Annotated in this window: 19 protein-coding genes; 10 read left to right on the top strand and 9 right to left on the bottom strand. The window is 70.2% G+C overall.

Annotation, left to right across the window (positions count from 1 at the left end):
- Positions 1-63: 63 nt before the first annotated feature.
- Positions 64-1,170: a PAC2 family protein gene (locus tag ACIOMQ_RS16020; RefSeq protein WP_402189223.1), complete on the bottom strand. Its 1,107-nt coding sequence runs from the start codon at positions 1,168-1,170 to the stop codon at positions 64-66.
- A 256-nt stretch (positions 1,171-1,426) separates the two neighbouring features.
- Here ACIOMQ_RS16020 and ACIOMQ_RS16015 point away from each other — a divergent pair, with 256 nt between their 5' ends.
- From ACIOMQ_RS16015 to ACIOMQ_RS15995, 5 genes are all read left to right on the top strand, one after another.
- On the top strand, positions 1,427-2,761 hold the full coding sequence (locus ACIOMQ_RS16015) for an L-fuconate dehydratase (protein WP_362211571.1): 1,335 nt from the start codon (positions 1,427-1,429) through the stop codon (positions 2,759-2,761).
- Positions 2,758-3,537: an SDR family oxidoreductase gene (locus tag ACIOMQ_RS16010; protein WP_362211574.1), complete on the top strand. Its 780-nt coding sequence runs from the start codon at positions 2,758-2,760 to the stop codon at positions 3,535-3,537. The genes ACIOMQ_RS16015 and ACIOMQ_RS16010 overlap by 4 nt, the downstream gene beginning before the upstream one ends.
- Positions 3,538-3,703: 166 nt before the next feature.
- Positions 3,704-4,744, top strand: a complete 1,041-nt coding sequence (locus ACIOMQ_RS16005; RefSeq protein ID WP_402189221.1) for a sugar ABC transporter substrate-binding protein — start codon at positions 3,704-3,706, stop codon at positions 4,742-4,744.
- Positions 4,745-4,746: 2 nt separating this feature from the next.
- Positions 4,747-6,270, top strand: coding sequence for a sugar ABC transporter ATP-binding protein (locus ACIOMQ_RS16000; RefSeq protein ID WP_401267427.1), 1,524 nt, complete (start codon positions 4,747-4,749; stop codon positions 6,268-6,270).
- The gene (locus tag ACIOMQ_RS15995; protein ID WP_362211583.1) at positions 6,267-7,319 is read left to right on the top strand and encodes an ABC transporter permease; all 1,053 of its coding nucleotides are present in this window, start codon (positions 6,267-6,269) and stop codon (positions 7,317-7,319) included. Before ACIOMQ_RS16000 ends, ACIOMQ_RS15995 begins: the two co-directional genes overlap by 4 nt.
- Positions 7,320-7,410: 91 nt before the next feature.
- Here the strand turns inward: ACIOMQ_RS15995 and ACIOMQ_RS15990 are convergent, their stop codons facing one another.
- From ACIOMQ_RS15990 to ACIOMQ_RS15965, 6 genes are all read right to left on the bottom strand, one after another.
- Complete coding sequence (locus ACIOMQ_RS15990; RefSeq protein WP_362211586.1) at positions 7,411-8,082, bottom strand: FadR/GntR family transcriptional regulator; 672 nt, start codon at positions 8,080-8,082, stop codon at positions 7,411-7,413.
- 130 nt (positions 8,083-8,212) lie between these two features.
- Complete coding sequence (locus ACIOMQ_RS15985; protein WP_362211589.1) at positions 8,213-9,271, bottom strand: LLM class flavin-dependent oxidoreductase; 1,059 nt, start codon at positions 9,269-9,271, stop codon at positions 8,213-8,215.
- A gap of 143 nt (positions 9,272-9,414) precedes the next feature.
- Positions 9,415-11,025: an FAD-dependent oxidoreductase gene (locus ACIOMQ_RS15980; RefSeq protein WP_402189219.1), complete on the bottom strand. Its 1,611-nt coding sequence runs from the start codon at positions 11,023-11,025 to the stop codon at positions 9,415-9,417.
- Positions 11,026-11,030: 5 nt separating this feature from the next.
- Positions 11,031-12,557 carry a glycerol kinase GlpK gene (glpK, locus tag ACIOMQ_RS15975; protein ID WP_362211595.1) on the bottom strand — a complete coding sequence of 509 codons (1,527 nt, stop codon included), beginning with the start codon at positions 12,555-12,557 and terminating at the stop codon, positions 11,031-11,033.
- A 71-nt stretch (positions 12,558-12,628) separates the two neighbouring features.
- Entirely contained in the window at positions 12,629-13,420 is a 792-nt protein-coding gene (locus ACIOMQ_RS15970; RefSeq protein WP_401267420.1) for an MIP/aquaporin family protein, read from the bottom strand.
- A gap of 262 nt (positions 13,421-13,682) precedes the next feature.
- Positions 13,683-14,447: an IclR family transcriptional regulator gene (locus tag ACIOMQ_RS15965; protein WP_362211601.1), complete on the bottom strand. Its 765-nt coding sequence runs from the start codon at positions 14,445-14,447 to the stop codon at positions 13,683-13,685.
- 239 nt (positions 14,448-14,686) lie between these two features.
- On the opposite strand from ACIOMQ_RS15965, the gene metH reads away from it, so the two are divergent.
- From metH to ACIOMQ_RS15950, 3 genes are all read left to right on the top strand, one after another.
- Complete coding sequence (metH, locus tag ACIOMQ_RS15960) at positions 14,687-18,199, top strand: methionine synthase (RefSeq protein ID WP_402189216.1); 3,513 nt, start codon at positions 14,687-14,689, stop codon at positions 18,197-18,199.
- Between the two features lie 120 nt (positions 18,200-18,319).
- Positions 18,320-19,021 (top strand): HAD family phosphatase, encoded by a 702-nt coding sequence (locus ACIOMQ_RS15955; RefSeq protein WP_362211607.1) that lies wholly within the window; start codon positions 18,320-18,322, stop codon positions 19,019-19,021.
- A 363-nt stretch (positions 19,022-19,384) separates the two neighbouring features.
- A complete protein-coding gene (locus ACIOMQ_RS15950) occupies positions 19,385-20,986 on the top strand; it encodes an ABC transporter substrate-binding protein (RefSeq protein WP_362211610.1) in 1,602 nt (533 codons plus the stop codon).
- Between the two features lie 72 nt (positions 20,987-21,058).
- On the opposite strand, the gene ACIOMQ_RS15945 is transcribed toward ACIOMQ_RS15950, so the two are convergent.
- Positions 21,059-21,730 (bottom strand): response regulator transcription factor, encoded by a 672-nt coding sequence (locus tag ACIOMQ_RS15945; protein ID WP_266736078.1) that lies wholly within the window; start codon positions 21,728-21,730, stop codon positions 21,059-21,061.
- Between the two features lie 9 nt (positions 21,731-21,739).
- Entirely contained in the window at positions 21,740-22,600 is an 861-nt protein-coding gene (locus ACIOMQ_RS15940) for a PD-(D/E)XK nuclease family protein (RefSeq protein WP_362211536.1), read from the bottom strand.
- 171 nt (positions 22,601-22,771) lie between these two features.
- Here ACIOMQ_RS15940 and ACIOMQ_RS15935 point away from each other — a divergent pair, with 171 nt between their 5' ends.
- Together ACIOMQ_RS15935 and ACIOMQ_RS15930 are read left to right on the top strand one after the other, a co-directional pair.
- The gene (locus ACIOMQ_RS15935) at positions 22,772-24,022 is read left to right on the top strand and encodes a site-2 protease family protein (protein ID WP_401267583.1); all 1,251 of its coding nucleotides are present in this window, start codon (positions 22,772-22,774) and stop codon (positions 24,020-24,022) included.
- A gap of 61 nt (positions 24,023-24,083) precedes the next feature.
- Positions 24,084-24,989, top strand: coding sequence for a tRNA (adenine-N1)-methyltransferase (locus ACIOMQ_RS15930; RefSeq protein ID WP_362211524.1), 906 nt, complete (start codon positions 24,084-24,086; stop codon positions 24,987-24,989).
- Positions 24,990-25,132 lie beyond the last annotated feature (143 nt).

The following is a 25,132-nucleotide window of genomic DNA, read 5'->3' as shown; positions in this document are numbered from 1 at the left end:
AACGACCCGGACAGCACAGGAGCGCCGGGCGGGTGCACCCCGCCCGGCGCTCCACCGGTCGTCTCAGTCCTCCGAGGAGTCCTCCGACGAATCCCGCGGGCCGTCGCCGGCGCCGCCGTCGCCGTTTTCGGTTCCCTCGATCCTTTCGTTCCCCTCGTCGGCCGGGGGCTGCCGGCCGGGGCCGCCGGTGGGCGGCGAGCCGGGCCCCGTCCCGCCACCGGTCTCCGGCCGGAGCGGCTTCGGCGGACGGGTGCGGCCGCTGGACGTGTCGCGCAGATACGACGCGTCGCCGCTCTCGGTCGCGTGCCCGCCGGGCGCCTGGCCCGGACCGGTGTCCCTGCGGCGCAGATAGCGCTCGAACTCCCGGGCGATGGCCTCGCCGCTCGCCTCGGGAAGCTCCGCCGTGTCCCGGGCCTCCTCCAGCGTCTGCACGTACTCCGCCACTTCGCTGTCCTCGGCGGCCAGTTGGTCCACGCCGAGCTGCCAGGCGCGCGCGTCCTCGGGCAGTTCGCCCAGCGGGATGCGCAGACCGAGGAGGTCCTCCAGGCGGTTGAGCAGGGCGAGGGTCGCCTTCGGGTTGGGCGGCTGCGACACATAGTGCGGCACCGCCGCCCACAGGCTCACCGCGGGCACGCCCGCGTGCGTGCAGGCCTCCTGGAGGATGCCGACGATGCCCGTCGGACCCTCGTACCTGGTCTCCTCCAGATCCATGGTCCGCGCCAGATCCGGGTCGGAGGTGACTCCGCTGACCGGCACCGGGCGGGTGTGCGGGGTGTCGCCGAGCAGCGCGCCCAGGACCACCACCATCTCCACGCCCAGCTCATGGGCGAAGGCCAGGATCTCGTTGCAGAACGAGCGCCAGCGCATGGACGGTTCGATACCGCGGACCAGGACGAGATCGCGGGGCTTCTCCCCGCCGACGCGCACCACGGAGAGCCGGGTGGTCGGCCAGGTGATCTTGCGCACCCCGCCGTCCAGCCAGATCGTCGGCCGGTTGACCTGGAAGTCGTAGTAGTCCTCGGCGTCCAGCGCCGCGAACACCTCGCCCTTCCACTCCCGGTCCAGGTGAGCGACCGCCGTGGAGGCGGCGTCACCCGCGTCGTTCCAACCCTCGAACGCGGCCACCATGACCGGGTCGATCAGCTCGGGAACCCCCTCGAGCTCGATCACCCAGGCCTCCTTCCGAAGTTCCCTTGCGTACGCACCAACCTTACGGCTTCCGGCCACTCCCGCCGCAGCCCCTGTGCACAGCTGGGTGAACCTGTGCCACGGGGGTGCATCACCGGTCGAATCAGGGCATCAGTCTATGGATACATCCGAGCTGTGTCCGGTCAATTTCGCTCCAACGCTGGACGTTGAGACCTTCGTGACGCTATACATCGGATGACCAGAACAGAGGTCCGATGTTATTCCCCTGGGGGCGCACATGAGTCAGACCGTCACGGATTTCGAGGTCCACGACATCCGTTTTCCGACCTCGGAACAACTGGACGGCTCGGACGCCATGAACCCCGATCCCGACTACTCGGCCGCCTATGTCGTACTGCGAACCGGACCGGGTGACAACGGTGCGGTGATCGAGGGACATGGCTTCTGCTTCACCATCGGGCGCGGCAACGAGGTGATGGCCGCCGCGATCGAGGCACTGCGCCCGTACCTGGTGGGGCGCCCGGCCCCCCGCACCGCGGCCGACCTCGCGCTCCTGCACCGTGAGCTCACCCATGACTCCCAACTGCGCTGGCTCGGCCCCGAGAAGGGCGTGATGCACATGGCGGCCGGCGCGGTCGTCAACGCCGCCTGGGACCTGGCGGCGAAGCAGGCGGGCAGGCCCGTCTGGCAGTTCCTCGCCGAGATGACGCCCGAGGAGATCGTCTCGCTCGTCGACTTCCGCTACCTCACCGACGCCCTCACTCCCGACGAGGCCCTCGCGATCCTGCGGGCCGCCGAACCGGGGCGGGCCGAGCGCGCCGAGCGGCTGCGCGCGGAGGGCTACCCGGCGTACACCACCTCGCCGGGCTGGCTGGGATACACCGACGACAAGCTCGTCAGGCTGGCGAAGGAGGCCGTCGCCGACGGCTTCACCCAGATCAAGCTGAAGGTCGGCGGCAGTCTCGGCGACGACGTACGCAGACTCGCCCTGGCCCGCGAGGCCGTCGGGCCCGACGTCCGGATCGCCGTCGACGCCAACCAGCGCTGGGACGTCGCCGACGCGGTCGAGTGGATGACCGCGCTCGCGCCGTACGACCCGCACTGGATCGAGGAGCCGACCAGCCCCGACGACGTCCTCGGCCACGCAGCCGTCCGCGCCGGGCAGCCGGTCAAGGTCGCCACCGGCGAACACGTCGCCAACCGGGTCGTCTTCAAGCAGCTGCTGCAGGCCGGAGCGGTCGACTTCGTCCAGATCGACGCGGCCCGGGTCGCGGGCGTCAACGAGAACCTCGCGATCCTGCTGCTCGCCGCCAAGTACGGCGTACCGGTCTGCCCGCACGCGGGTGGAGTCGGGCTGTGCGAGCTGGTGCAGCACCTCTCGATGTTCGACTATGTGGCGGTCTCCGGCAGCTGGGAGAACCGCGTGATCGAGTACGTGGACCATCTCCACGAACACTTCGCCGACCCCACCGTGATCGAGAACGGCCGCTATGCCGCGCCGGGTTCACCGGGCTTCTCCGCCCGGATGCTCCCCGAGTCGATCGCCGCACACCGCTACCCGGAGGGCCCCGTATGGCAGGCCCGCCGTACCACCGAGGAGGCTGACCGATGACCGGCACAAGCGACTTCGAGGGGATGAACGCCCTGGTGACGGGCGGCGCCTCCGGCATCGGGGCGGCCGTCGCGACCCTGCTGCTGGCACGCGGCGCGCAGGTGGCCGTGCTCGACCGCGAGACCGCGGGCGCCCCCGCGGGCGTCCTGGCCGTCGAGGCGGACGTCACCGACGACGACGCCGTGCGCGAGGCGGTCGACCGGGCCGCCGGCGAACTGGGCGGCCTGCACACCGTGGTGTCCAACGCGGGCATCGGTTCCATCGGCACCGTCGAGGACAACGCCGACGAGGAGTGGACCCGGGTCCTGGACATCAACGTCCTCGGCATGGTCCGCACCGCCCGGCACGCCCTGCCCCATCTGCGGCGTGCGGCGGCCGACCGCCCCGGCGCCGCGTCGATCACCCAGACCTGCTCGATCGCCGCGACCGCCGGACTGCCGCAGCGCGCCCTGTACAGCGCGAGCAAGGGCGCGGTCCTCTCCCTGACCCTCGCGATGGCCGCCGACCACGTCCGCGAGGGCATCCGGGTCAACTGCGTCAACCCGGGCACCGCGGACACCCCGTGGATCGGACGGCTCCTCGGCCAGGCCGGCGATCCGGCGGCCGAACGCGCCGCGCTCAACGCCCGCCAGCCGCTGGGACGGCTGGTCTCGGCCGACGAGGTGGCCGCCGCGATCGTCTACCTCGCGAGCCCGGCCGCCGCCTCCGTCACCGGCACGGCGCTCGCCGTCGACGGCGGAATGCAGGGTCTGCGGCTGCGCCCCGCCGACAGCTGATCCGGGACACGCGGCCCCGGGCCAGTCCGGCCTGATCCGCCGGACGGGCCGGGCCGCACCACCGGCCGCGCCCCCGCGCCCCCGCGCACCACGCACCCCGCGCACCACGCACCCCCGCTCTGCCACAGAGCTCCGAGCCGGTACTCCACAAAGGATTGGGACACCAATGAGAGTGCGTACGACGAGTGCGGCGGCCTGCGCCGTACTGCTGGCCGTCACTGCCCTCGCGGGCTGCAACCGCGAGTCCTCCGACGACGGGGCGGGTGGCGGGAAGATCGGGATCGATCTGCCGCGCAGCGACAGCGACTTCTGGAACTCGTACCAGAACTATGTGGAGAAGGGGGTCAAGGCGGGCGAGGTCAAGGCGCTGCCGCTGACCAACTCGCAGAACGACATCGGCAAGCTGGTCGCCAACGTCCAGACCTTCACCGACCAGGGCGCCAAGGCCGTCGTGATGGCACCTCAGGACACCGGTGCCATTGCCGAGTCGCTCAATACGCTGAACGAGAAGAAGATCCCCGTCATCAGCGTCGACACCCGCCCCGACAAGGGCAACATCTACATGGTGGTGCGGGCCGACAACAAGGCGTACGGGACCAACGCCTGCAAGTACCTCGGCGAACAGCTGAAGGGCAAGGGCAAGGTCGTCGAGTTCCAGGGCGACCTCTCCTCGATCAACGGCCGTGACCGGTCCGAGGCGTTCAAGTCCTGCATGGACAAGGACTTCCCCGGCATCAAGGTCTTCGAGCTGGCCACCGACTGGAAGGGCGACGTCGCCTCGGCGAAGCTCCAGGCCACCCTGGCCGCCAACCCCGACATCAACGGGATCTACATGCAGGCCGGCGGTGTCTTCCTGCAGCCCACCCTCGCGCTCCTGGAGCAGAAGAAGCTGCTGAAGCCGGCCAGTGCGCCGGGCCACATCACGATCATCTCCAACGACGGCATCCCGGAGGAATTCGACGCCATCAAGGCCGGGAAGATCGACGCGACGATCTCCCAGCCCGCCGACCTGTACGCGAAGTACGCGCTCTACTACGCGAAGGCGGCCCTGGACGGCAAGACCTTCAAGGTGGGCCCGACCGACCACGACTCGAACATCATCGAGATCCCGGGCGGCCTGGAGGACCAGCTCCCCGCGCCGCTGGTGACCAAGGACAACGTCGACGACCCGAAGCTGTGGGCGAACCAGCTGGAGAAGAAGAGCTAGCCATGGACCAGGTACCACCACCTGCCGTACAGGCGGAAGGCGTCGTCAAACGCTTCGGTCCCACCCTGGCGCTCGACGGGGTCCGGCTCACCGTGCGGCCCGGTGAGTCCCATGCCCTCGTCGGCCGCAACGGCGCCGGCAAGTCCACGCTGGTCGGCGTGGTGACCGGACTCCACAAGCCGGACGCGGGCACGGTCACGTTCGGCGGGCAGCCCGCGCCCGCCTTCGGGGACACCGCGGCCTGGCAGTCCAAGGTCGCCTGCGTCTACCAGAAGTCCATGGTCGTCCCCGATCTGACCGTCGCCGAGAACCTCTTCCTCAACCGCTTCGACGACAAGGCCCGCTGGATCAGCTGGGGGAAGCTCCGCAAGCGGGCCCAGGGGCTCCTCGCCGAGTACGGCGTCCAGGTCGACCCCGGCACCCGGGCGCGCGATCTCGCCGTCGAACAGCGGCAGTTCGTCGAGATCGCCCGCGCGCTGTCCTTCGGCGCCCGGCTGATCATCCTGGACGAGCCGACCGCCCAGCTCGACGCCCGCGGCATCGGGCGGCTCTTCGACAAGCTCAGGGAACTGCAGAGCCAGGGAGTTGCGTTCCTCTTCATCTCCCACCATCTGCAGGAGGTGTACGAACTGTGCACGGCGGTCACCGTCTACCGCGACGCCCGCCATGTGCTCACCGCCCCGGTCGCCGGCATCGACAAGGCGGAACTGGTGGCGGCGATGACCGGCGAACAGTCCGCCGGCGCCACCGCCTGGCACGCGAGCGGTGCCGGTGCGACGGCACGGGACGAGTCGGCCGCCCCCGTCCTGCGTACCGAAGGGCTCACCCTGGAGGGCCAGTTCGAGCCCCTGGACCTGGAGGTCCGCCCCGGCGAGGTGCTCGGCCTGGCCGGCTCCGCGGCCAGCGGCAACACGGCCCTGGGCGAGACGCTGGCCGGAATGCGCAAGGCGGGCGGCGGCACGGTCTCTGTCCACGGCAGGGCCGTGCGCTCCGGCAGCGTGCCGCACGCGCTGGACGCCGGGATCGGCTACATCCCCGAGGACCGGCACGACCAGGGCCTCGTACCGGAGCGCAGCGTCGCCGAGAACGCCACCCTCACGGTCACGGACCAGCTCGGCCCGTGGGGGACCGTACTGCCCTCCCGTACGCGGGAGTTCGCGCGGTCGATGATCGCCTCGCTGGACATCAAGACACAGGGACCCGAGCAGCCCGTCTCCGGGCTCTCCGGCGGCAACCAGCAGAAGGTGGTGGTGGCCCGCGCGCTGGCCCGTGCGCCGAGCGTGCTGGTGGCGGTCCGGCCCACCGCGGGCGTGGACGTCAAATCCAAGGACTCGTTGCTCGGAGTCGTGCGGCGGGTCGCGGACGAGGGGAACGCCGCGGTGATCGTCTCGGACGAACTGGACGATCTACGGGTCTGCGACCGGGTGCTCGCCCTGTTCCACGGGCGCGTGGTCGCGACTTTCGCAAGCGGGTGGAGCGACGGGGAACTCGTCGCCGCCATGGAAGGTGTGGGGGAAAGGGAATGACCGGCACGGTACGGCCCGCGGCGGCCGACGGCATCGACGGCGGGCCCAAGGGCTCCCCGACGGGCGAGAGCCCGCTGGACCGGCTGAAGCTGATCCGGTGGAGCGACTTCTCCCTGGTACCGGTGATCCTGGTGCTGATGGTGATCGGGTTCATCGTCTCGCCGGTGTTCCTGACCTCCGAGAACCTGATCAGCGTCGTCCAGCAGTCCTCCGAGCTGAGTCTGCTGGTCCTGGGCCAGGCGCTGATTCTGATCTGCGGACGGATGGACCTCTCGCTGGAGTCGACGATCGGCATCGCGCCGGTCGTCGCGATGTGGCTGGTCCTGCCCGCCGAGGGCGGACGCTTCGCGGGGCTCGGCCTGCTGCCCGCCTGGTCGGCGATCCCGCTCTGCCTGCTGGTGGGCCTCGTCATCGGCGCGGTCAACGGCTTCCTGATGCTGAAGCTTCGGGTCAACGGCTTCATCGCCACGCTCGGCATGCTCACCATGCTGCGCGGCCTCCACATCGGCATCACCGAGGGCAAGTCCATCACCGACGTGCCGGAGTCCTTCCGCTACCTCGGCAAGAGCGAGTGGTTCGGCGCACCGGCCGCCGTCTGGATCTGCCTGGCGCTGTTCGCCGTCGGCGGCGCCGCGCTGGCCTGGCTGCGCCACGGGCGCTCGCTGTACGCGATCGGCGGCAACCCGGAGGCCGCGCGCGCCGCGGGCATCCGGGTGGACCGGGTCACCTGGATCGTGCTCGCCCTCGGTGGTCTGCTGGCGGCCTTCGCGGGCATCCTCTACACCGGCCACTACGGATCGGTCGCGGCCACGCAGGGCAACGGCTGGATCTTCCAGGTGTTCGCCGCGGCGGTCATCGGCGGCATCAGTCTCAAGGGCGGGCGCGGCACCCTGTTCGGTGCGCTGACCGGCGTACTGACGCTCCAGCTGGTGGTCAATGTGATGACCCTCGGCGGTGTCCCGGCGCTGTGGAACCAGTTCCTCAACGGCGCGATCATCATCGTCGCCCTGGTGATCTCCCGCTTCGCGAGCGGCGAGAAGCAGGACTGACCCCCTGATCCCGTGACGCCGGTGGGGCCGACGCCTGTCGGCCCCACCGGCGTGGTGCGGCGCGTGTCCGGGGCGGAGCCCCGAAGACGCCCTACAGCGTCGACCGCAACCACTGCTCCACGCTCGCCACGTGCACCGTCGCCCAGGCCCGCGCGGCCTCCGCGTCCCGGTCCCGCAGCGCCGACACGATCGCCCGGTGCTCGTGGAGCGTGCGGCTCACCGCGTCCTCCTGCGTCAGTCCGCGCCAGACCCGCGCCCGGGTCGTCGGCCCCGAGAGCCCGTCGAGCAGCGAGCAGAGCACCGAGTTCCCGGAGGACTGCACGATCCCGCGGTGGAACTCCAGGTCGCAGGCGACCAGTTCCTCCACCGAGGGCTGCGCACCCAGGGCGTCCAACTGCGAGCTCAGTGCGTCCAGTTGGGCCTCGCTGATCCGGGTGGCCGCCATCGCCGTCGCGGCCGGTTCCAGGATCCGCCGGACCGCCAGGAATTCGAGCACCGTGTCGTCGCGGTGGAAGTCCACCACGAAGCTCAGTGCCTCCAGCAGCAACTGCGGATCGAGGCTGGTCACATACGTGCCGTCACCCTGCCGCACATCGAGGATGCGGATCAGTGACAGCGCGCGCACCGCCTCCCGGAGGGAGTTGCGGGAGAGCCCCAGCTCGGCCGCGAGTTCGCTCTCCTTGGGGAGCCGGTCGCCGGGCCTCAGCGCACCCGAGACGATCATTCCCTTGATCTTCTCGATCGCCTCGTCGGTGACAGCCATGACGGTCCTCCTGGATCCGGACTGGAATCAGACATCCGATGTCTCCTCTCATTATGCGGGTCGGGAGAGGCGGATGAGCCAGGTCCGGCGAAGGCCGTCCCGGGTGCGCGGCCGCCGGGCCGGGCAGGGGTCAGTCCCAGAGCGCGGACGGTGCCTCGCGCCGCACCACGGGCGCCACGTCCTCGGCGAACCGCGCCAGCGTCTCGATCTGCTCGGGGTGGCTCAGCCCGAACCCGTCCACGGTGACCGACTGGAGATCGTGCCCGTACACCTCGTGCCAGCCGAGGATCTTGTCGATGATCTGCTGCGGGCTGCCGATCAGCTGGGGCCCGTCCGCGATGGCCTCCTCGATCGTCCGGAACGGGGTGTTGTAGCCGGGCCGGCCCTCCAGATGCGGCCGGGAGGACTGCCTCACCTTCGCCTCGTACAGCTCCTTGTAGCGCTCCACCGCCTGCTGCGAACTGTCGGCGATCAGCAGCCCGCCGGAACCCGCCGCCACATGCGCGCGGGCCGGATCGTGGCCGTACGCCTCGAAGCGCTCCCGGTAGTGGCCGATCAGCCGGGCGTACGCAGCCCGGGGCTGGACGGCATTGGCGGTGAACAGCGGATCGCCGTGGAACGCCGCCAGTTCGGGGGAGTTGAGGCTGGTCGCCGAGCCGTGCCAGACGCGCGGGGCCCCGGCGTACGGGCGCGGCAGGGTCGTCGCGTTCTTCAGGGCCGGCCGGAACTCGCCCTCCCAGTCGACGCCCTCCTCGGTCCAGAGCCGCCGCAGCAGCTCGTACTTCTCCTTCTGGAGGTCCCACTGCCGTTCCTCGTCGAGCCCGAAGAGGTCGAAGTGGCCGGCCTCGGCGCCCTTCCCGACGACCAGCTCGATCCGGCCCCTGGACAGCTGGTCGAGGGTCGCGAAGTCCTCGGCCACCCGCACCGGATCGAGGATCGCGACGACCGTGACACCGGTCAGGAGCCGGATGGCGGAGGTACGGGCCGCCAGCGCGCCGAGCACCACACTCGGACTCGACGACAGGAAGGGGCCGGCGTGCCGCTCGCCGATCGCGTACGCGTCGAAGCCGAGCCGCTCGGCGACGACTCCGGTCTCGATCACCTCCTCGAACCGCTCGGCGGGGGAGGGGCGCCGACCGGTCAGCGGGTGCGGGGCGTGGCCGATGAGGGAAAGCACGGAGAGCTTCATAGTTCAACTGTCCCCGCGTCATATTGCACCCGTATGGCAGCCGTATGGCGTCGTACGGCGCGTTCACCGGGCCGGGGTCTTCCGGACGCGCGGACGGGGCGGCCCCCGCGTGGGAGCCGCCCCGTCCGATGCGTCCGGTTCCGTCAGCCCCGGTCGCCGAGCATGGACTCGACGCCGGCCCGGATCTCGTCCGTCGCCAGGCCCCGGATCGTCAGCGTCGTCCGGCGGCGCAGCACGTCGTCCGCCGTCTCGGCCCACTCGTGGTCACGCGCGTAGGCGACCTGCGCCCAGATCTCCGGCGCGTCCGGGTGGATGCGCTCGGCCAGTGCCGGGTTCTCGTTCGCCAGCCGCGCGATGTCGAAGGAGAGCGAGCCGTAGTGGGTGGCGAGGTGGCGGGCCGTGTCGGCCGCCATCCGCGGACCGGGCGTACCGCCGTCGACCAGCAGCCGGTGCGCCACCGCTCTCGGGTTGGCGATGCCGGGCAGCGGGAGCTTCTTCGGCAGATGCGCGATCGGCTCCATGTCCTCCGCCAGGGGGTGCCCGGGGAGCGCGGCCAGCTTGTTCATCACCGTACGGCCGATGTGGCGGAACGTCGTCCACTTGCCGCCCGCGACCGACAGCATTCCGCCGCGGCCCTCCGTCACGACCGTCTCGCGCTTGGCCTTGGACGTGTCGCCCGGTCCGCCGGGCAGCACCCGCAGCCCCGCGAAGGAGTACGTGATCAGATCACGCGAAAGCTGCTGGTCCTTGACGGAGAACGCGGCCTCGTCCAGGATCTGCGCGGTGTCCTTCTCGTTGACCGCGACGTCCGCCGGATCGCCCTCGTACTCCTCGTCCGTCGTACCGAGCAGGAGCATGTCCTCCCACGGCAGGGCGAACGTGATCCGGTACTTGTCGATCGGCGTGGCCAGCGCGGCGTTCCACGGACGCGTCCGCTTCAGCACCAGGTGCGCGCCCTTGGACAGGCGTATCGAAGGAGCCGCGCCGGCGTCCTCCATCCTGCGCAGGTGATCGACCCACGGGCCGGTGGCGTTCAGCACGAGACGGGCGTTGACGCCGAACTCCGTGCCGTCCGTACGGTCCTCCAGGTCGGCGCCCGTCACCCGGCCCCGGGTGAACCGCAGCCCGGTCACCGCCGCGTGGTTCAGGACGACCGTACCCGCGTCGACGGCCGCGCGGACCGTCATCAGCGCCATGCGGGCGTCGTTCATCTGGTCGTCGCCGTAGACCGCGACGGCCTTCAGGTTGTCCGTGCGCAACTCCGGCACGTCGCGCTGCGCCTTCGCCGGGCTGATCACGTGCCCGACACCGTCACCGAACGCGGAGAGCGCCGAGTACGCGAACACGCCCGCGCCGAGCTTGGCCGCGCCGTGCGGGCCGCCCTTGTAGACCGGCAGGTAGAAGGTGAGCGGATTGGCCAGGTGCGGAGCCACCTGGCGGGACACCGCACGGCGCTCGAAGTGGTTCTCCGCGACCAGCTTCACCGCACCGGTCTGCAGGTAGCGCAGACCGCCGTGGAGCAGCTTGGAGGAGGCGGAGGAGGTGGCGCCGGCGAAGTCGCCGGCGTCCACCAGGGCCACCCGCAGCCCGGACTGCGCGGCGTGCCAGGCGGTGGAGATGCCCAGGATGCCGCCACCGATCACCAGGAGGTCGTACGCAGCCTTGGACAGCTGCTCCCGAGTCTCGGCGCGGCTCGGAAGGGAGCCGGAGGCCGGGTGCGTCCCCAGCGCGGGAACGCGTCGCAGGGTGGTCATGTCGATTACTCCTCGTCTTCGATCCAGCCCATGGTCCGTTCCACGGCCTTGAGCCAGCTCTTGTACTCGCGGTCGCGGGTGTCCGCGTCCATGCGGGGGGTCCACTCGGCGGCCCGGCGCCAGTTGGCGCGCAGCGCGTCGGTGTCCGGCCAGAAGCCGACGGCGAGACCGGCGGCGTAGGCGGCGCCGAGGCAGGTCGTCTCGGCGACCATGGGCCGCACCACGGGTGCGTCCAGGAAGTCGGCGAGCGTCTGCATCAGCAAGTTGTTGGAGGTCATGCCGCCGTCGACCTTCAGGGCGGCCAGCTCGACACCGGAGTCCTTCGTCATGGCGTCGGTGATCTCGCGGGTCTGCCAGGCGGTGGCCTCCAGGACGGCACGGGCGATGTGCGCCTTGGTGACGTACCTGGTCAGACCGGCGATGATGCCGCGGGCGTCGGAGCGCCAGTACGGGGCGAACAGACCCGAGAAGGCGGGCACGAAGTACGCGCCGCCGTTGTCCTCGACCGACGAGGCCAGCGTCTCGATCTCGGCCGCGGACTTGATCAGGCCCATCTGGTCGCGCATCCACTGCACCAGCGAACCGGTGACGGCGATGGAGCCCTCCAGGGCGTAGACCGGCTTCTGGTCGCCGATCCGGTACCCGACGGTCGTCAGCAGTCCGTTGTAGGAGTTGACCGGCGTCTCACCGGTGTTCATCAGCATGAAGGTGCCGGTGCCGTACGTGGACTTGGCCTCGCCCTCGGAGAAGCAGGTCTGGCCGAAGAGGGCCGCCTGCTGGTCGCCGAGCGCGGAGGCGACGGGGACACCGTCCAGCACGCCGCCCTTCGCGGTGCCGTACACCTCGGCGGAGGAGCGGATCTCGGGCAGCACGGCCGCCGGGATCTCCATGGACGCGAGGATCTTGTCGTCCCACGTCATGGTGTGCAGGTTCATCAGCAGGGTGCGCGAGGCGTTGGTGACATCGGTGACGTGGACGCCGCCGTCCGTGCCGCCGGTCAGGTTCCAGATGACCCAGGAGTCCATGGTGCCGAAGAGGATGTCGCCGCGCTCGGCGCGCTCGCGCAGCCCCTCGACGTTGTCGAGCAGCCAGCGGACCTTGGGGCCGGCGAAGTACGAGGCGAGCGGCAGACCGGTCTCGCGGCGGAAGCGGTCCTGGCCCACGTTGCGGCCGAGCTCCTTGCAGAGCGCGTCGGTGCGGGTGTCCTGCCAGACGAGGGCGTTGTGGACGGGCTCACCGGTGTTCTTGTCCCAGAGCAGCGTGGTCTCGCGCTGGTTGGTGATGCCGATGGCCTTCACGTCGGCGGCGGTGATGCCCGCCTTGACGACGGCGCCCGCCACGACCTCCTGGACGTTCTCCCAGATCTCGGTCGCGTTGTGCTCGACCCAGCCCGGCTTCGGGAAGATCTGCTCGTGCTCCTTCTGGTCGACGGAGACGATCCGGCCGTCCTTGTCGAAGACGATGCAGCGGCTGGAGGTGGTGCCCTGGTCGATGGCGGCGATGAACGGGCCGGTGGTGTGTGCGTCGGTCACGGTGTGCTCCCGGAAGTCTGTGTGGTCGTGAGGGTTGCGGCTCGGTACGTCACGGCGCTGTGCGTCACGGCTCAGGCGAAGGCGACGTTGTAGAGCCCGCCCGCGATCGCGCCGCCGATGAGCGGTCCGACCACCGGGATCCACGCGTAGCCCCAGTCGGAGCCGCCCTTGTTCGGCAGCGGCAGCAGCGCGTGCACGATACGCGGACCGAGGTCGCGAACCGGGTTGATTGCGTATCCCGTCGGCCCGCCGAGCGAGAGACCGATGCCGACGACGACCAGAGCGGTGACCAACGCGCCGAGCGTGCCGAGGCCGTTGCCGTCGTTGTTCAGGCCCTGGGTGAGGATCGCCAGGACGAGCACGACGGTGGCGATGATCTCGGTGACGAGGTTCTGCACCGCGTGGCGGATCTCGGGACCGGTGGAGAAGATGCCCAGCACCGGGCCCGCCTTCGGGGCCGAGACCTGGTCGACCATGGCCTCTTCACCCGGCTGGGCGCCCACGATCTCCGGATCTGTGAGATGCGCCCGGAACTGCCCGTAGTACGTCAGCCAGACCAGCACCGCGCCGATCATCGCGCCGAACAGCTGGGAGCCGAGGTACAGCGGGACGTCGCTCCACTTGGTGCCGCCCTCGATCGCGAGACCGATCGTGACCGCCGGGTTGAGGTGCGCGCCGGAAACGCCACCGGCCAGATAAGCGCCGGTCAGCACGGCGAAACCCCACCCGAAGGTGATGGCGAGCCAGCCGGCGTTCTGCGCCTTGGAGCGCTTGAGAGTGACGGCGGCACAGACACCGCCGCCGAGCAGGATGAGTACGGCGGTACCTATGGTCTCGCCGATGAAGATGTCGGAGCTGGACACCCGCGACTCCTTTGTCCTTCGTCCAGGGAAGCCGAACCCCGGGTCCCTCCGGTGGTCCGCGCCCTCACGTGAGGGCGTTTTCCGGCCCTTGGCGCTGTCACACCTTAACGCGAAATTCCGTTAGCTGTTCGACAATGCCGACCGATGAACGGCAATGCTTCACCCCGGTGAATCATGCGTCAAGGGTTGTGTGGCCCATAACTCGATCGTTACCGGCGACCCGTCGTGTCGCGCCGCCGGTGACGGCCACCCGCCGAGGCGGTCAGAAGGGCCGGGCGCCCAGATCCCTGGAGACCGCGCGGGCGCAGTCCCGCACCGCCGCGATCAGTTCGGGGCGCAGCTCCCCGTCCGCGCAGACCCGCTCCACCGCGCCGGTCACGGCCACCGCGCCGACCGGCATCCGCCGCCGGTCGTGGATCGGGGCGGCCACCGCGGCCACGCCCTCCCAGGTCTCCTCCACGTCAGCTGCCCAGCCGCGGGCCCGGATCAGGTCGAGCATCGCCTCGAACTCCTCCACGTCCGTGACGGTGCGCGGGGTGAACGGCCGCCGCTCGGCCTCCAGGGCCTCGGTGTGCGCCACCGGGTCGTACGCGGAGAGCACCTTGCCCAGGGCCGTCGAGTGCAGCGGCTGCATGGCCCCGACCTCCAGGACCTGCCGGCTGTCGTCGGGCCGGAAGACGTGGTGGACGATGAGGACGCCCTGCTGGTGCAGGACGCCCAGATGGGCGCTCTCGCCGCTGGAGCGGGCCAGGTCGTCCGTCCAGACGAGCGCGCGCGCCCGCAGCTCGTGGACGTCCAGATAGCTGTTGCCCAGCCGCAGCAGCTCGGCGCCCAGCTGATAGCGGCCGGACGCCGTGTCCTGCTCGACGAAGCCCTCGTGCTGGAGCGTGCGCAGGATGCCGTGCGCGGTGCCCTTGGCCAGGCCCAGTGAAGAGGCGATGTCGGACAGCCCCAGCCGCCGCTCGCCGCCTGCCAGTAGGCGCAGCATCGCCGCCGCCCGCTCCAGCGACTGGATGTTCTTGGCCATCGCGCCGTACTCCTCCACCTCGGTTCGACAATGCTGAACACTATCGGTCGATGCCGACCCGTGCGCGATCACGCAGGAAAACCGCTGCACCACTCCGATCCGGACGTCCCCCCGCACAGCATGCCGTCCGTTCCCTGGGACGGAGTGACGGCCCCGGGTGCCACCCGGCTACGCTGGCCTGGTGCGCCTTCCGCCGAAGACGCAAAGCCGACAGCCGTCGCATCCCAGGGAGTACATCCATGGCCTCGTCGCCGACCCCTTCCGCCGACAGCCGGAACCGAGCCGAAGCCCTCCGCGAGGCACTCGCCACCCGGGTGGTGGTGGCCGACGGTGCCATGGGCACCATGCTCCAGGCACAGGACCCCAGTCTCGAGGACTTCCAGAACCTCGAAGGCTGCAACGAGATCCTGAACGTCACGCGTCCCGACATCGTGCGCTCCGTGCACCAGGAGTACTTCGCCGTCGGCGTGGACTGCGTGGAGACGAACACCTTCGGCGCCAACCTGGCGGCCCTGGGCGAGTACGACATCGCCGAGCGGGTCTTCGAGCTCTCCGAGTCCGGCGCGCGCATCGCCCGCGAGGTCGCCGACGAATTCACCGCCTCCACCGGACAGCAGCGCTGGGTGCTCGGCTCCATGGGGCCGGGCACGAAGCTGCCGACGCTGGGCCACGCCCCGTACACCAGGCTCCGCGATGCCTACCAGCAGAACGCCGAGGGCATGATCGCCGGCGGCGCCGACGCCCTCCTGGTCGAGACCACCCAGGACCTGCTGCAGACCAAGGCCTCCGTCATCGGCGCCCGCCGCGCCCTGGAGGCCACCGGCGCCAACCTCCCGGTGATCTGCTCCGTCACCGTCGAAACGACCGGCACCATGCTGCTCGGCTCCGAGATCGGCGCGGCGCTCACCGCCCTGGAGCCGCTCGGCATCGACCTCATCGGCCTGAACTGCGCCACCGGCCCCGCCGAGATGAGCGAGCACCTGCGCTACCTCGCCCGCCACTCGCGCATCCCGCTCTCCTGCATGCCCAACGCCGGCCTCCCCGTGCTCGGCAAGGACGGCGCGCACTACCCGCTGTCCCCGGCGGAACTGGCCGACGCGCAGGAGACCTTCGTCCGCGAGTACGGCCTCTCGCTGGTCGGCGGCTGCTGCGGTACGACCCCGGAGCACCTGCGCCAGGTCGTCGAACGGGTCCGCGGCGTCGCCGTCACCACCCGCACCCCGCACCCCGAGCCGGGCGCCGCGTCCCTCTACCAGACCGTCCCGTTCCGCCAGGACACCTCGTACCTCGCGATCGGTGAGCGTACGAACGCCAACGGCTCGAAGAAGTTCCGCGAGGCCATGCTGGAGGGCCACTGGGACGACTGCGTGGAGATGGCCCGCGACCAGATCCGCGAGGGCGCCCACATGCTCGACCTCTGTGTCGACTACGTGGGCCGCGACGGTGTGGCGGACATGGAGGAGCTGGCCGGCCGCTTCGCCACCGCCTCCACCCTGCCGATCGTGCTCGACTCCACCGAACTGCCCGTCCTGCGGGCCGGTCTGGAGAAGCTCGGCGGCCGTGCCGTCCTCAACTCCGTCAACTACGAGGACGGCGACGGACCCGAGTCCCGCTTCGCCAAGGTCACCGCGCTGGCCGCCGAGCACGGCGCCGCGCTGATCGCCCTGACCATCGACGAGGAGGGCCAGGCCCGCACCGTCGAGCACAAGGTCGCCGTCGCCGAGCGGCTCATCGCGGACCTGACCGGCAACTGGGGCATCCAGGAGTCCGACATCCTCGTCGACACCCTGACCTTCACCATCTGCACCGGTCAGGAGGAGTCCCGCGGCGACGGCATCGCCACCATCGGCGCCATCCGCGAACTCAAGAAGCGCCACCCCGACGTACAGACCACGCTCGGCCTGTCCAACATCTCCTTCGGCCTCAACCCGGCCGCCCGCGTCGTCCTCAACTCCGTCTTCCTCGACGAGTGCGTCAAAGCCGGTCTCGACTCCGCGATCGTGCACGCCTCCAAGATCCTGCCGATCGCACGTCTCGACGAGGAGCAGGTCAAGGTCGCACTCGACCTCGTCTACGACCGACGCTCCGAGGGCTACGACCCCCTCCAGAAGCTCATGGAGCTCTTCGAGGGCGTCAGCACGAAGTCGATGAAGGCCGGCAAGGCCGAGGAACTCCTCGCCCTGCCGCTCGACGAACGCCTCCAGCGCCGCATCATCGACGGCGAGAAGAACGGCCTGGAGACCGACCTCGACGAGGCCCTGCGGACCCGCCCGGCCCTCGACATCGTCAACGACACCCTCCTGGAGGGCATGAAGGTCGTCGGCGAACTCTTCGGCTCCGGCCAGATGCAGCTGCCGTTCGTGCTCCAGTCCGCCGAGGTCATGAAGACCGCGGTGGCCCATCTGGAACCGCACATGGAGAAGTCCGACGCCGAGGGCAAGGGCACCATCGTCCTGGCCACCGTCCGCGGCGACGTCCATGACATCGGCAAGAACCTCGTCGACATCATCCTGTCCAACAACGGCTACAACGTCGTGAACCTCGGCATCAAGCAGCCGGTCTCCGCGATCCTGGAGGCCGCCGAGGAGCACCGCGCCGACGTCATCGGCATGTCCGGCCTCCTGGTGAAGTCCACCGTGATCATGAAGGAGAACCTGGAGGAGCTGAACCAGCGCAAGCTGGCCGCCGACTTCCCGGTGATCCTCGGCGGCGCCGCCCTCACCCGGGCCTATGTCGAGCAGGACCTCCACGAGATCTACGAGGGCGAGGTCCGCTACGCCCGCGACGCCTTCGAGGGGCTGCGCCTGATGGACGCCCTGATCGCGGTCAAGCGAGGCGTCCCCGGCGCCGCCCTCCCGGAACTCAAGCAGCGCCGCGTACCCAAGCGCGACACCGTGGCCCCGGAGACCGACGAGCCGGAGGAGGGCGTCCGCTCCGACGTCGCCGTCGACAACCCGGTCCCCGAGCCCCCCTTCTGGGGCACCCGGGTCGTCAAGGGCATCCAGCTCAAGGAGTACGCGTCCTGGCTGGACGAGGGCGCGCTCTTCAAGGGCCAGTGGGGTCTCAAGCAGGCCCGCGCGGGTGACGGACCGACGTACGAGGAGCTGGTGGAGACCGAGGGCCGCCCGCACCTGCGCGGCTGGCTCGACAAGCTCCACACCGAGAACCTGCTGGAAGCCGCCGTCGTCTACGGCTACTTCCCCTGCGTCTCCAAGGGCGACGACCTGATCCTGCTCCACGAGGACGGCTCCGAGCGCACCCGCTTCACCTTCCCGCGCCAGCGCCGTGGCCGCCGCCTCTGCCTCGCGGACTTCTTCCGCCCCGAGGAATCCGGCGAGACGGACGTGATCGGCCTCCAGGTCGTCACCGTCGGCTCGAAGATCGGCGGCGAGACCGCCAAGCTCTTCGAGGCCAACTCCTACCGCGACTACCTGGAGCTGCACGGCCTGTCCGTGCAGCTGGCCGAGGCCCTTGCCGAGTACTGGCACGCCCGGGTCCGCTCCGAGCTCGGCTTCGGCGGCGAGGACCCGGCCGATGTCGAGGACATGTTCGCGCTGAAGTACCGGGGCGCGCGCTTCTCCCTCGGCTACGGTGCCTGCCCCGACCTGGAGGACCGGGGGAAGATCGCCGAGCTGCTCCAGCCGGAGCGGATCGGCGTGCATCTCTCGGAGGAGTTCCAGCTGCACCCGGAGCAGTCCACCGACGCGATCGTCATCCATCACCCGGAGGCGAAGTACTTCAACGCGCGGTAAGACGGCGTTCACCGCGCGGTAGCAGGACAAGTCGTACACTGGTCGGTCCAGTGCAGGCCGGTCGCCCCTCCCACGGGAAAAGGCGGCCGGCCTTCTCGTCCCTTACGGAAGGTGTGCCGGATGACCAGCACGGTTCCCGCGTCCATGACCCGCACGGCCGAAGGCGCCGCCCTGCAGGCCGTCCTGCTCGACATGGACGGCACCCTCGTCGACACCGAGGGCTTCTGGTGGGACGCCGAGGTGGAGGTCTTCGCCGGTCTCGGGCACCGGCTCGACGAGGCCTGGCGGGACGTGGTGGTCGGCGGGCCGATGACCCGCAGCGCCGGCTACCTCATGGACGTCACCGGCGCGGACATCACCCTCGCCGAACTCACCGTGCTGCTCAACGACCGCTTCGAGGAGCGCATCGGCCGCGGAGTGCCGCTGATGCCGGGCGCGGCACGGCTGCTGGCCGAACTGGCCCGGCACGAGATTCCCACCGCCCTGGTCTCGGCCTCGCACCGGCGGATCATCGACCGGGTGCTGGACTCGGTGGGCCACCACCACTTCTCGCTCACCGTCGCGGGCGACGAGGTCGCCCGTACGAAGCCGCACCCGGAGCCCTATCTCACCGCCGCGTCCGGCTTCGGGGCGGAGCCCGAGCGCTGCGCGGTCATCGAGGACACCGCCACCGGTGTCGCTGCCGCGGAGGCCGCGGGCTGCCGGGTCGTCGCCGTACCGTCCGTCGCGCCCATCGCCCCCGCGTCCGGCCGCGTGGTCGTGCGGTCGCTCGAAGAAGTCGATCTCGCATTCCTCCGGGGCCTGGTCACGGGAGTGCGCTGATCCGCACACCGAGAGTGTTCCTGTGAACGAACCGAAAAACTCTCGGCGCGGGACGGTGCGTTTTCTGTCGTGTGTACGTGTGCGCAAGCCGGGCCCACGGCAGAGGGAAAACGGGTTCGGGCGTGACCTTTGTCACCCGAATCGCGATCAATGGCTCTTCAAGATCGCCCGAGATGGCCTTTTTGGGGTATCGAAGTGTCCCGGTTGATGGCTTCTCGTGAGAAACCTTCCCGACCGGGGAAAACGGCTCGCCGGTCATTCCCATCACCGTCCGATTACGCATCGGGGCAGCTCCGGTCCGGCCACGCCGACGGCGCGCACTAGTGTCGCTCTCTCAATGCCGGATGAGGGAGAGCGTCCACAATGAACCGCAAGACTCTGGTGCTGCCGGCCGTCGTCGGCCTGCTCGCACCCGCACTCGCCGCCTGCGGCGCGTCGGGAGACGGGAGCGATGGCAAGGCTGCCATCGTTGTCGGCACCACGGACCAGTTCGTCGCCTCCAAGGACAGCCCCGCCCCCCTCGACCCCGCCATCGGCTACGAAGCGGGCGTCTGGAACGTTCTCCGGCAGACCGTGCAGACGCTGATGCATGTGCCGCGCGGCGGCGGCGAGCCGGTACCCGAAGCGGCGGAGAGCTGCGCCTTCACGGACACCCAGAACGAGAGCTACCGCTGCAAGCTGCGCGGCGGCCTGAAGTTCGCCGACGGCACGGCGATCACCGCCGATGACGTGAAGTACTCCATCGACCGCGTCATCCGCATCGACGCCGACAACGGCCCCGTCGCCCTGCTCGCCAACATCGACACCGTCGAGACGCGCGGCGAGCGGGAGGTCGTCTTCCACCTCCGCACGCCGGACGCCACGTTCCCGTACAAGCTCGCCACCCCGGTCGCCGGGATCGTGCCCCGGAGCAAGTACGAGGCGAAGTCCGCGCGCGCCGGATTCCAGGTGGACGGCTCCGGCCCGTACACGATGAAGCCGGAAGTCGAGCACAACAAGGTCGTCAAGGTCCTCTTCACCAGGAATCCCCTCTACAAGGGGGACCTGAAGGTGCGGAACGAGAAGGTCGAGCTGGACGTCTTCCCCGGCCCGGAGGCCATGGGCAAGGCCCTCGACGACAAGAAGATCGACATGATGACCCGCACCATGTCGCCCGAGCAGTCCCGGCAGATGCTCGAAAAGCCCGAGGACGGCATCAAACTCACCGAGATGCCCGGCCTCGCCATCCATTTCCTGGGCTTCAACACCAACGACCCGGCCGTGAAGAACAAGGCCGTCCGCCAGGCCATGGCCCAGATCATCGACCGCGGCGAGATCGCGGGCAAGGTGTACGGCACCACGGCCGAGCCGCTGTACTCGCTGATCCCGTCCGGCATCACCGCGCACGCCAACTCGTTCTACGACAAGTACCGGGAGCCCAGTGCCGCGAAGGCCGCGGCGATCCTGGACGACGCAGGCGTCGACACCCCGGTGAAGCTCACCCTCCACTACCCGTCCGACCGTGTCGGGGCCGGCTCCGCCGCCGAGTTCGGAACCCTGAAGAAGCAGTTCAACGACACCGGACTGTTCGACGTGACCGTCGAGGGAACCCCTTGGGCGAAGTACCGCCCGGCACAGCTGCGCGGCGACTACGCCGTGTACGGCATGGGCTGGTTCCCCGACTTCCCGGACCCCGACAACTTCGTGGCGCCGTTCCTCGACCGGAACAACTTCCTCAACTCGCCCTACACGTTGACCCCGGCCCAGAAGACGCTCATCCCGCAGTCCCGCCGGGAGTCCGACCGCAGCGCCGCGACCAAGACCTTCCGGCAGCTCCAGGACATCATCGCCACCGACGTCCCCCTCCTGCCGATCTGGCAGGGCAAGCAGTACGCCGCTTCCCGCGAAGGACTCACCGGCGTCGAGTGGGCGGTCAACTCCTCCGCCGATCTACACCTCTGGGAACTCGGCAAGGGCACCGGCTGAACGCGGACGGCGCCCCCCGGCCGGGGGGCGCCGTCCGCGTTCCGGGCCTCGCGGGGCCGCCCTCCGGTTCGCTCACTGGGCGCCGGGGCGCACCAGGCCGCTCTCGTACGCGTACACGGCCGCCTGCACCCGGTCCCGCAGGCCGAGCTTGGTCAGCACGTGGCCGACATGCGTCTTGACCGTCGTCTCGCTGACGAACAGATCCGCGGCGATCTCCGCGTTCGACAGGCCGCGCGCCACCAGCTTCAGCACCTCGACCTCCCGGTCCGTCAGCGTGTGCAGGGTGTCCGGCAGCGGCTCCTCGCCGGACGGCAGGTGGTCCGCGTACTTGTCGAGCAGCCTGCGGGTGATGCTCGGAGCGAGCATCGCCTCGCCCGCCGCGACCACACGGATCGCCTGCACCAGCTCATTGGCCGGAGCGTCCTTCAGCAGGAAGCCGCTGGCGCCGGCGCGCAACGCCTCCACCACGTACTCGTCGAGATCGAACGTGGTCAGCACCAGCACCTTCGCCGGACCGTCCCGGCCCGGACCGGTGATCTGACGCGTCGCCTCGACGCCGTCCATCCGCGGCATGCGGATGTCCATCAGCACCACATCGGGCTGCAGCGCCCGCACCTGGTCGAGAGCCTGGAGGCCGTCACCGGCCTCGCCCACCACCGCGAGATCCCCCTCCGCCTCCAGAATCATCCGGAAGCCGGTGCGCAGCAGTGGTTGGTCGTCGACCAGTAGGACGCGGATAGCCACAGGGTCTCCTTACGGTCCTTCGAGTTGAGGTCCTTCGAGGGCCACAGGCCGGGCGGCCTCAGCGCGGACCGGGTCCATTCTGCCCTGGACATCCTGCTCCGGCTCCGCCGGGCGTACGGACAACGGATATACCGGGGGAGTGCCACCGAATTCCGGGCAGACCGACCGGTGGTCGCACCAGCCGCACAGCTTCGTCGGCCGGGGCCGCCACTCACCCGTCTCCGTGGCCAGCCGGATCGCGTCCCAGAGGGCCAGCAGCTTCCGCTCGACCCGCTCCAGATCCGCCACCACCGGGTCGTACGTCACGATGTCGCCACTGCCGAGATAGACGAGCTGGAGCCGGCGCGGCACCACGCCCTTCAGCCGCCAGATCACCAGGGCGTAGAACTTCATCTGGAAGAGCGCGCCCTCCGCATACTCCGGGCGCGGTGCCTTTCCCGTCTTGTAGTCGACGATCCGGACCTCGCCCGTCGGCGCCACATCGATCCGGTCGATCACCCCGCGCAGCCGCAGGCCCGACTCCAGCTCCGTCTCGACGAACATCTCCCGCTCGGCGGGCTCCAGGCGCGTCGGATCCTCCAACGAGAACCAGCGCTCCACCAGGCTCTCCGCCTCCGAGAGCCAGCGCGACAGCCGCTCGCCCCCGGCATCCTCCGCGAACAGCTCCGACAGCTCCGGCTTCGACTCCAGCAGCCGGTCCCACTGGGCGGGGATCAGCGAGGTGGCCCGGCCCGCCGTGCGCTCCGCGGCCGGGTTGTCGAAGAGCCGCTCCAGCACCGCGTGGACCAGCGTGCCCCGGGTAGCCGCTTCGCTGGGCTTCTCCGGCAGCTTGTCGATGACCCGGAAGCGGTACAGCAGAGGACACTGCATGAAATCGCTCGCCCGCGACGGCGACAGGGACGAAGGCGGCTGAGCGGGCCGCGGCAGGGAGGTCATGTCGAAGACCCTACGGCCCGCCACCGACAGCCGGCGGCATACCATCGACCACAGACCCTCGAACACTGCATGATCGTGCCGTACGGCACCGACCGAAAGGACCCCGTGGACGAGAGCGGCGACAGCGGGCGGCCGCAGCCCGGTACGGGGGGAACGGCCCCCGGCACCGGCCCCGGCAAGGGCGAACCGCGGCGCCCCGAAGAGCCCGGCGGCGGCCTTCTCATGGGCCGTCCCTTCGGCGTGCCCGTGTACGTCGCACCGAGCTGGTTCATCGTGGCCGCACTGATCACCTGGGTCTTCGGCGGTCAGCTCGAACGCGTACTGCCCGAGCTCGGCGCGGCGCGCTACCTGGTCTCCCTCTTCTTCGCGATCGCCTTCTACGCCTCCGTGCTCGTCCACGAACTCGCCCACACGGTCGTCGCGCTGCGCTACGAGCTGCCCGTGCGCCGCATCCAGCTCCAGTTCTTCGGCGGCGTCTCCGAGATCGAGAAGGAGTCCGAGACGCCCGGCCGCGAATTCCTGCTCGCCTTCGTCGGCCCGCTGCTCTCCCTGGTGCTGGCCGGCCTCTTCTACGTCGGGATGTTGTTCGTCGCACCCGGCACCGTGCCCGGCGTCCTCCTCGCCGGACTGATGATCTCCAACCTCCTGGTGGCAGCCTTCAACCTCCTGCCCGGCCTCCCGCTCGACGGCGGACGGATGCTCCGCGCCGTCGTCTGGAAGATCACCGGCCGGCCGATGAGCGGCACCGTCGCCGCCGCCTGGGTCGGCCGGGCCCTCGCCGTCGTCACCCTCATCGGCCTCCCGCTGCTCACCCACACCGGCTCCTTCGGGAACGACCCCCGGGACCTCAGCGGCATGGACACCGTCACCGACGCGCTGCTCGCCGCCATCCTCGCCGCCATCATCTGGACCGGAGCGGGCAACAGCCTGCGCATGGCCCGCCTGCGCGAGCACCTCCCCGAACTGCGTGCCCGCACCCTCACCCGGCGCGCCGTCCCGGTGGAGGCCGCCACCCCGCTCTCCGAGGCCCTGCGCCGCGCCAACGAGGCGGGCGCCCGCGCCCTCGTCGTCGTCGACGGGCACGGCGAACCCAAGGGCGTCGTCCGCGAAACGGCCATCGTCTCCGTCCCCGAACACCGCCGCCCGTGGGTCGCCGTGGGCGGCCTCGCCCAGGACCTCACCGAAGGCATGAAGATCTCCGCCGAGCTGGCCGGCGAAGCACTGCTGGACCGCCTCAAGGCCAATCCCGCCACCGAATACCTCGTCCTCGAGGAGACCGGGGAGATCTTCGGCGTGCTGTCCACCGCCGACGTCGAACGGGCATTCGTCGCCGCCCTGGCCAGGCCGGCCGCCTGACCGCCCGGCCCGCGCCCCGCCTCGCGGTCGGAGCCCGGGGAATCACCGGTACGCTGGTCACATGTCTGAACCGACCGGTGCCGCCCGCCGACGCGGGCCCTTCAAGGTCGGGGACCAGGTCCAGCTCACCGATCCCAAGGGACGCCACTACACCTTCACGCTCGAAGCCGGAAAGAACTTCCACACCCACAAGGGTTCTTTCCCGCACGACGAGCTGATCGGTGCCCCCGAGGGCAGTGTTGTCCGAACCACGGGAAACGTCGCCTATCTCGCGCTGCGCCCCCTGCTCCCCGACTACGTCCTGTCCATGCCCCGCGGCGCCGCCGTGGTCTACCCCAAGGACGCGGGGCAGATCCTGGCCTTCGCCGACATCTTCCCCGGCGCCCGCGTCGTGGAAGCCGGCGTCGGCTCCGGCTCGCTCTCCACCTTCCTGCTGCGCGCCATCGGCGACCAGGGCATGCTGCACTCCTACGAGCGCCGCGAGGACTTCGCCGAGATCGCCCAGCAGAACGTGGAACGCTACTTCGGCGAACCCCACCCCGCCTGGCAGCTCACCGTCGGCGACCTCCAGGACAACCTTTCGGACACCGACGTCGACCGGGTCGTCCTCGACATGCTCGCCCCCTGGGAGTGCCTGGAGGCCGTCTCCAAGGCGCTCGTCCCCGGCGGCATCCTCTGCGCGTACGTCGCGACGACCACCCAGCTCGCGCGGACCGTCGAGTCCATCCGCGAGATGGGCTGCTTCGCCGAACCGCAGCCCTGGGAATCGATGATCCGCAACTGGCACGTCGAGGGACTGGCCGTCCGTCCGGACCACCGGATGATCGGCCACACCGGCTTCCTCGTCACCGCCCGCCGCCTGGCCGACGGTGTGGAGGCCCCGCTGCGCCGCCGCCGCCCGGCCAAGGGCGCCTACGGCGAGGACTACGACGGTCCCGGCAGCCAGAGCGGCTCCTCCCGCGGCTGAGCCGCACAACGTACCGGCGCCGACGCCGAGTTCCCGGACCGACCCGGGAACTCGGCGGCGGCGCCTTTCCGTTGTCGACAGGGACACGCATCCGCGCCGACCCCACCGTTCCCCTGTCCCATGGGGTGTGGCACGATGCTGGC

It is taken from the genome of Streptomyces sp. NPDC087845 (genome assembly GCF_044742755.1).
In the GTDB taxonomy this organism is placed as follows: domain Bacteria; phylum Actinomycetota; class Actinomycetes; order Streptomycetales; family Streptomycetaceae; genus Streptomyces.
This window is presented reverse-complemented; position numbering and strand designations above follow the sequence as displayed.

Excerpts from the sequence above, each read along its gene's own strand:
- ACIOMQ_RS16015 (WP_362211571.1), top strand. The coding sequence starts at position 1,427 with ATGAGTCAGACCGTCACGGATTTCGAGGTCCACGACATCCGTTTTCCG.
- ACIOMQ_RS16005 (WP_402189221.1), top strand. The coding sequence starts at position 3,704 with ATGAGAGTGCGTACGACGAGTGCGGCGGCCTGCGCCGTACTGCTGGCC.
- ACIOMQ_RS15950 (WP_362211610.1), top strand. The coding sequence starts at position 19,385 with ATGAACCGCAAGACTCTGGTGCTGCCGGCCGTCGTCGGCCTGCTCGCA.
- metH (WP_402189216.1), top strand. The coding sequence starts at position 14,687 with ATGGCCTCGTCGCCGACCCCTTCCGCCGACAGCCGGAACCGAGCCGAA.
- ACIOMQ_RS16000 (WP_401267427.1), top strand. The coding sequence starts at position 4,747 with ATGGACCAGGTACCACCACCTGCCGTACAGGCGGAAGGCGTCGTCAAA.
- ACIOMQ_RS15940 (WP_362211536.1), bottom strand. The coding sequence starts at position 22,600 with ATGCAGTGTCCTCTGCTGTACCGCTTCCGGGTCATCGACAAGCTGCCG.
- ACIOMQ_RS15985 (WP_362211589.1), bottom strand. The coding sequence starts at position 9,271 with ATGAAGCTCTCCGTGCTTTCCCTCATCGGCCACGCCCCGCACCCGCTG.
- ACIOMQ_RS15980 (WP_402189219.1), bottom strand. The coding sequence starts at position 11,025 with ATGACCACCCTGCGACGCGTTCCCGCGCTGGGGACGCACCCGGCCTCC.
- ACIOMQ_RS15965 (WP_362211601.1), bottom strand. The coding sequence starts at position 14,447 with ATGGCCAAGAACATCCAGTCGCTGGAGCGGGCGGCGGCGATGCTGCGC.
- ACIOMQ_RS15955 (WP_362211607.1), top strand. The coding sequence starts at position 18,320 with ATGACCAGCACGGTTCCCGCGTCCATGACCCGCACGGCCGAAGGCGCC.
- ACIOMQ_RS15990 (WP_362211586.1), bottom strand. The coding sequence starts at position 8,082 with ATGGCTGTCACCGACGAGGCGATCGAGAAGATCAAGGGAATGATCGTC.
- ACIOMQ_RS15930 (WP_362211524.1), top strand. The coding sequence starts at position 24,084 with ATGTCTGAACCGACCGGTGCCGCCCGCCGACGCGGGCCCTTCAAGGTC.
- ACIOMQ_RS15995 (WP_362211583.1), top strand. The coding sequence starts at position 6,267 with ATGACCGGCACGGTACGGCCCGCGGCGGCCGACGGCATCGACGGCGGG.
- ACIOMQ_RS16010 (WP_362211574.1), top strand. The coding sequence starts at position 2,758 with ATGACCGGCACAAGCGACTTCGAGGGGATGAACGCCCTGGTGACGGGC.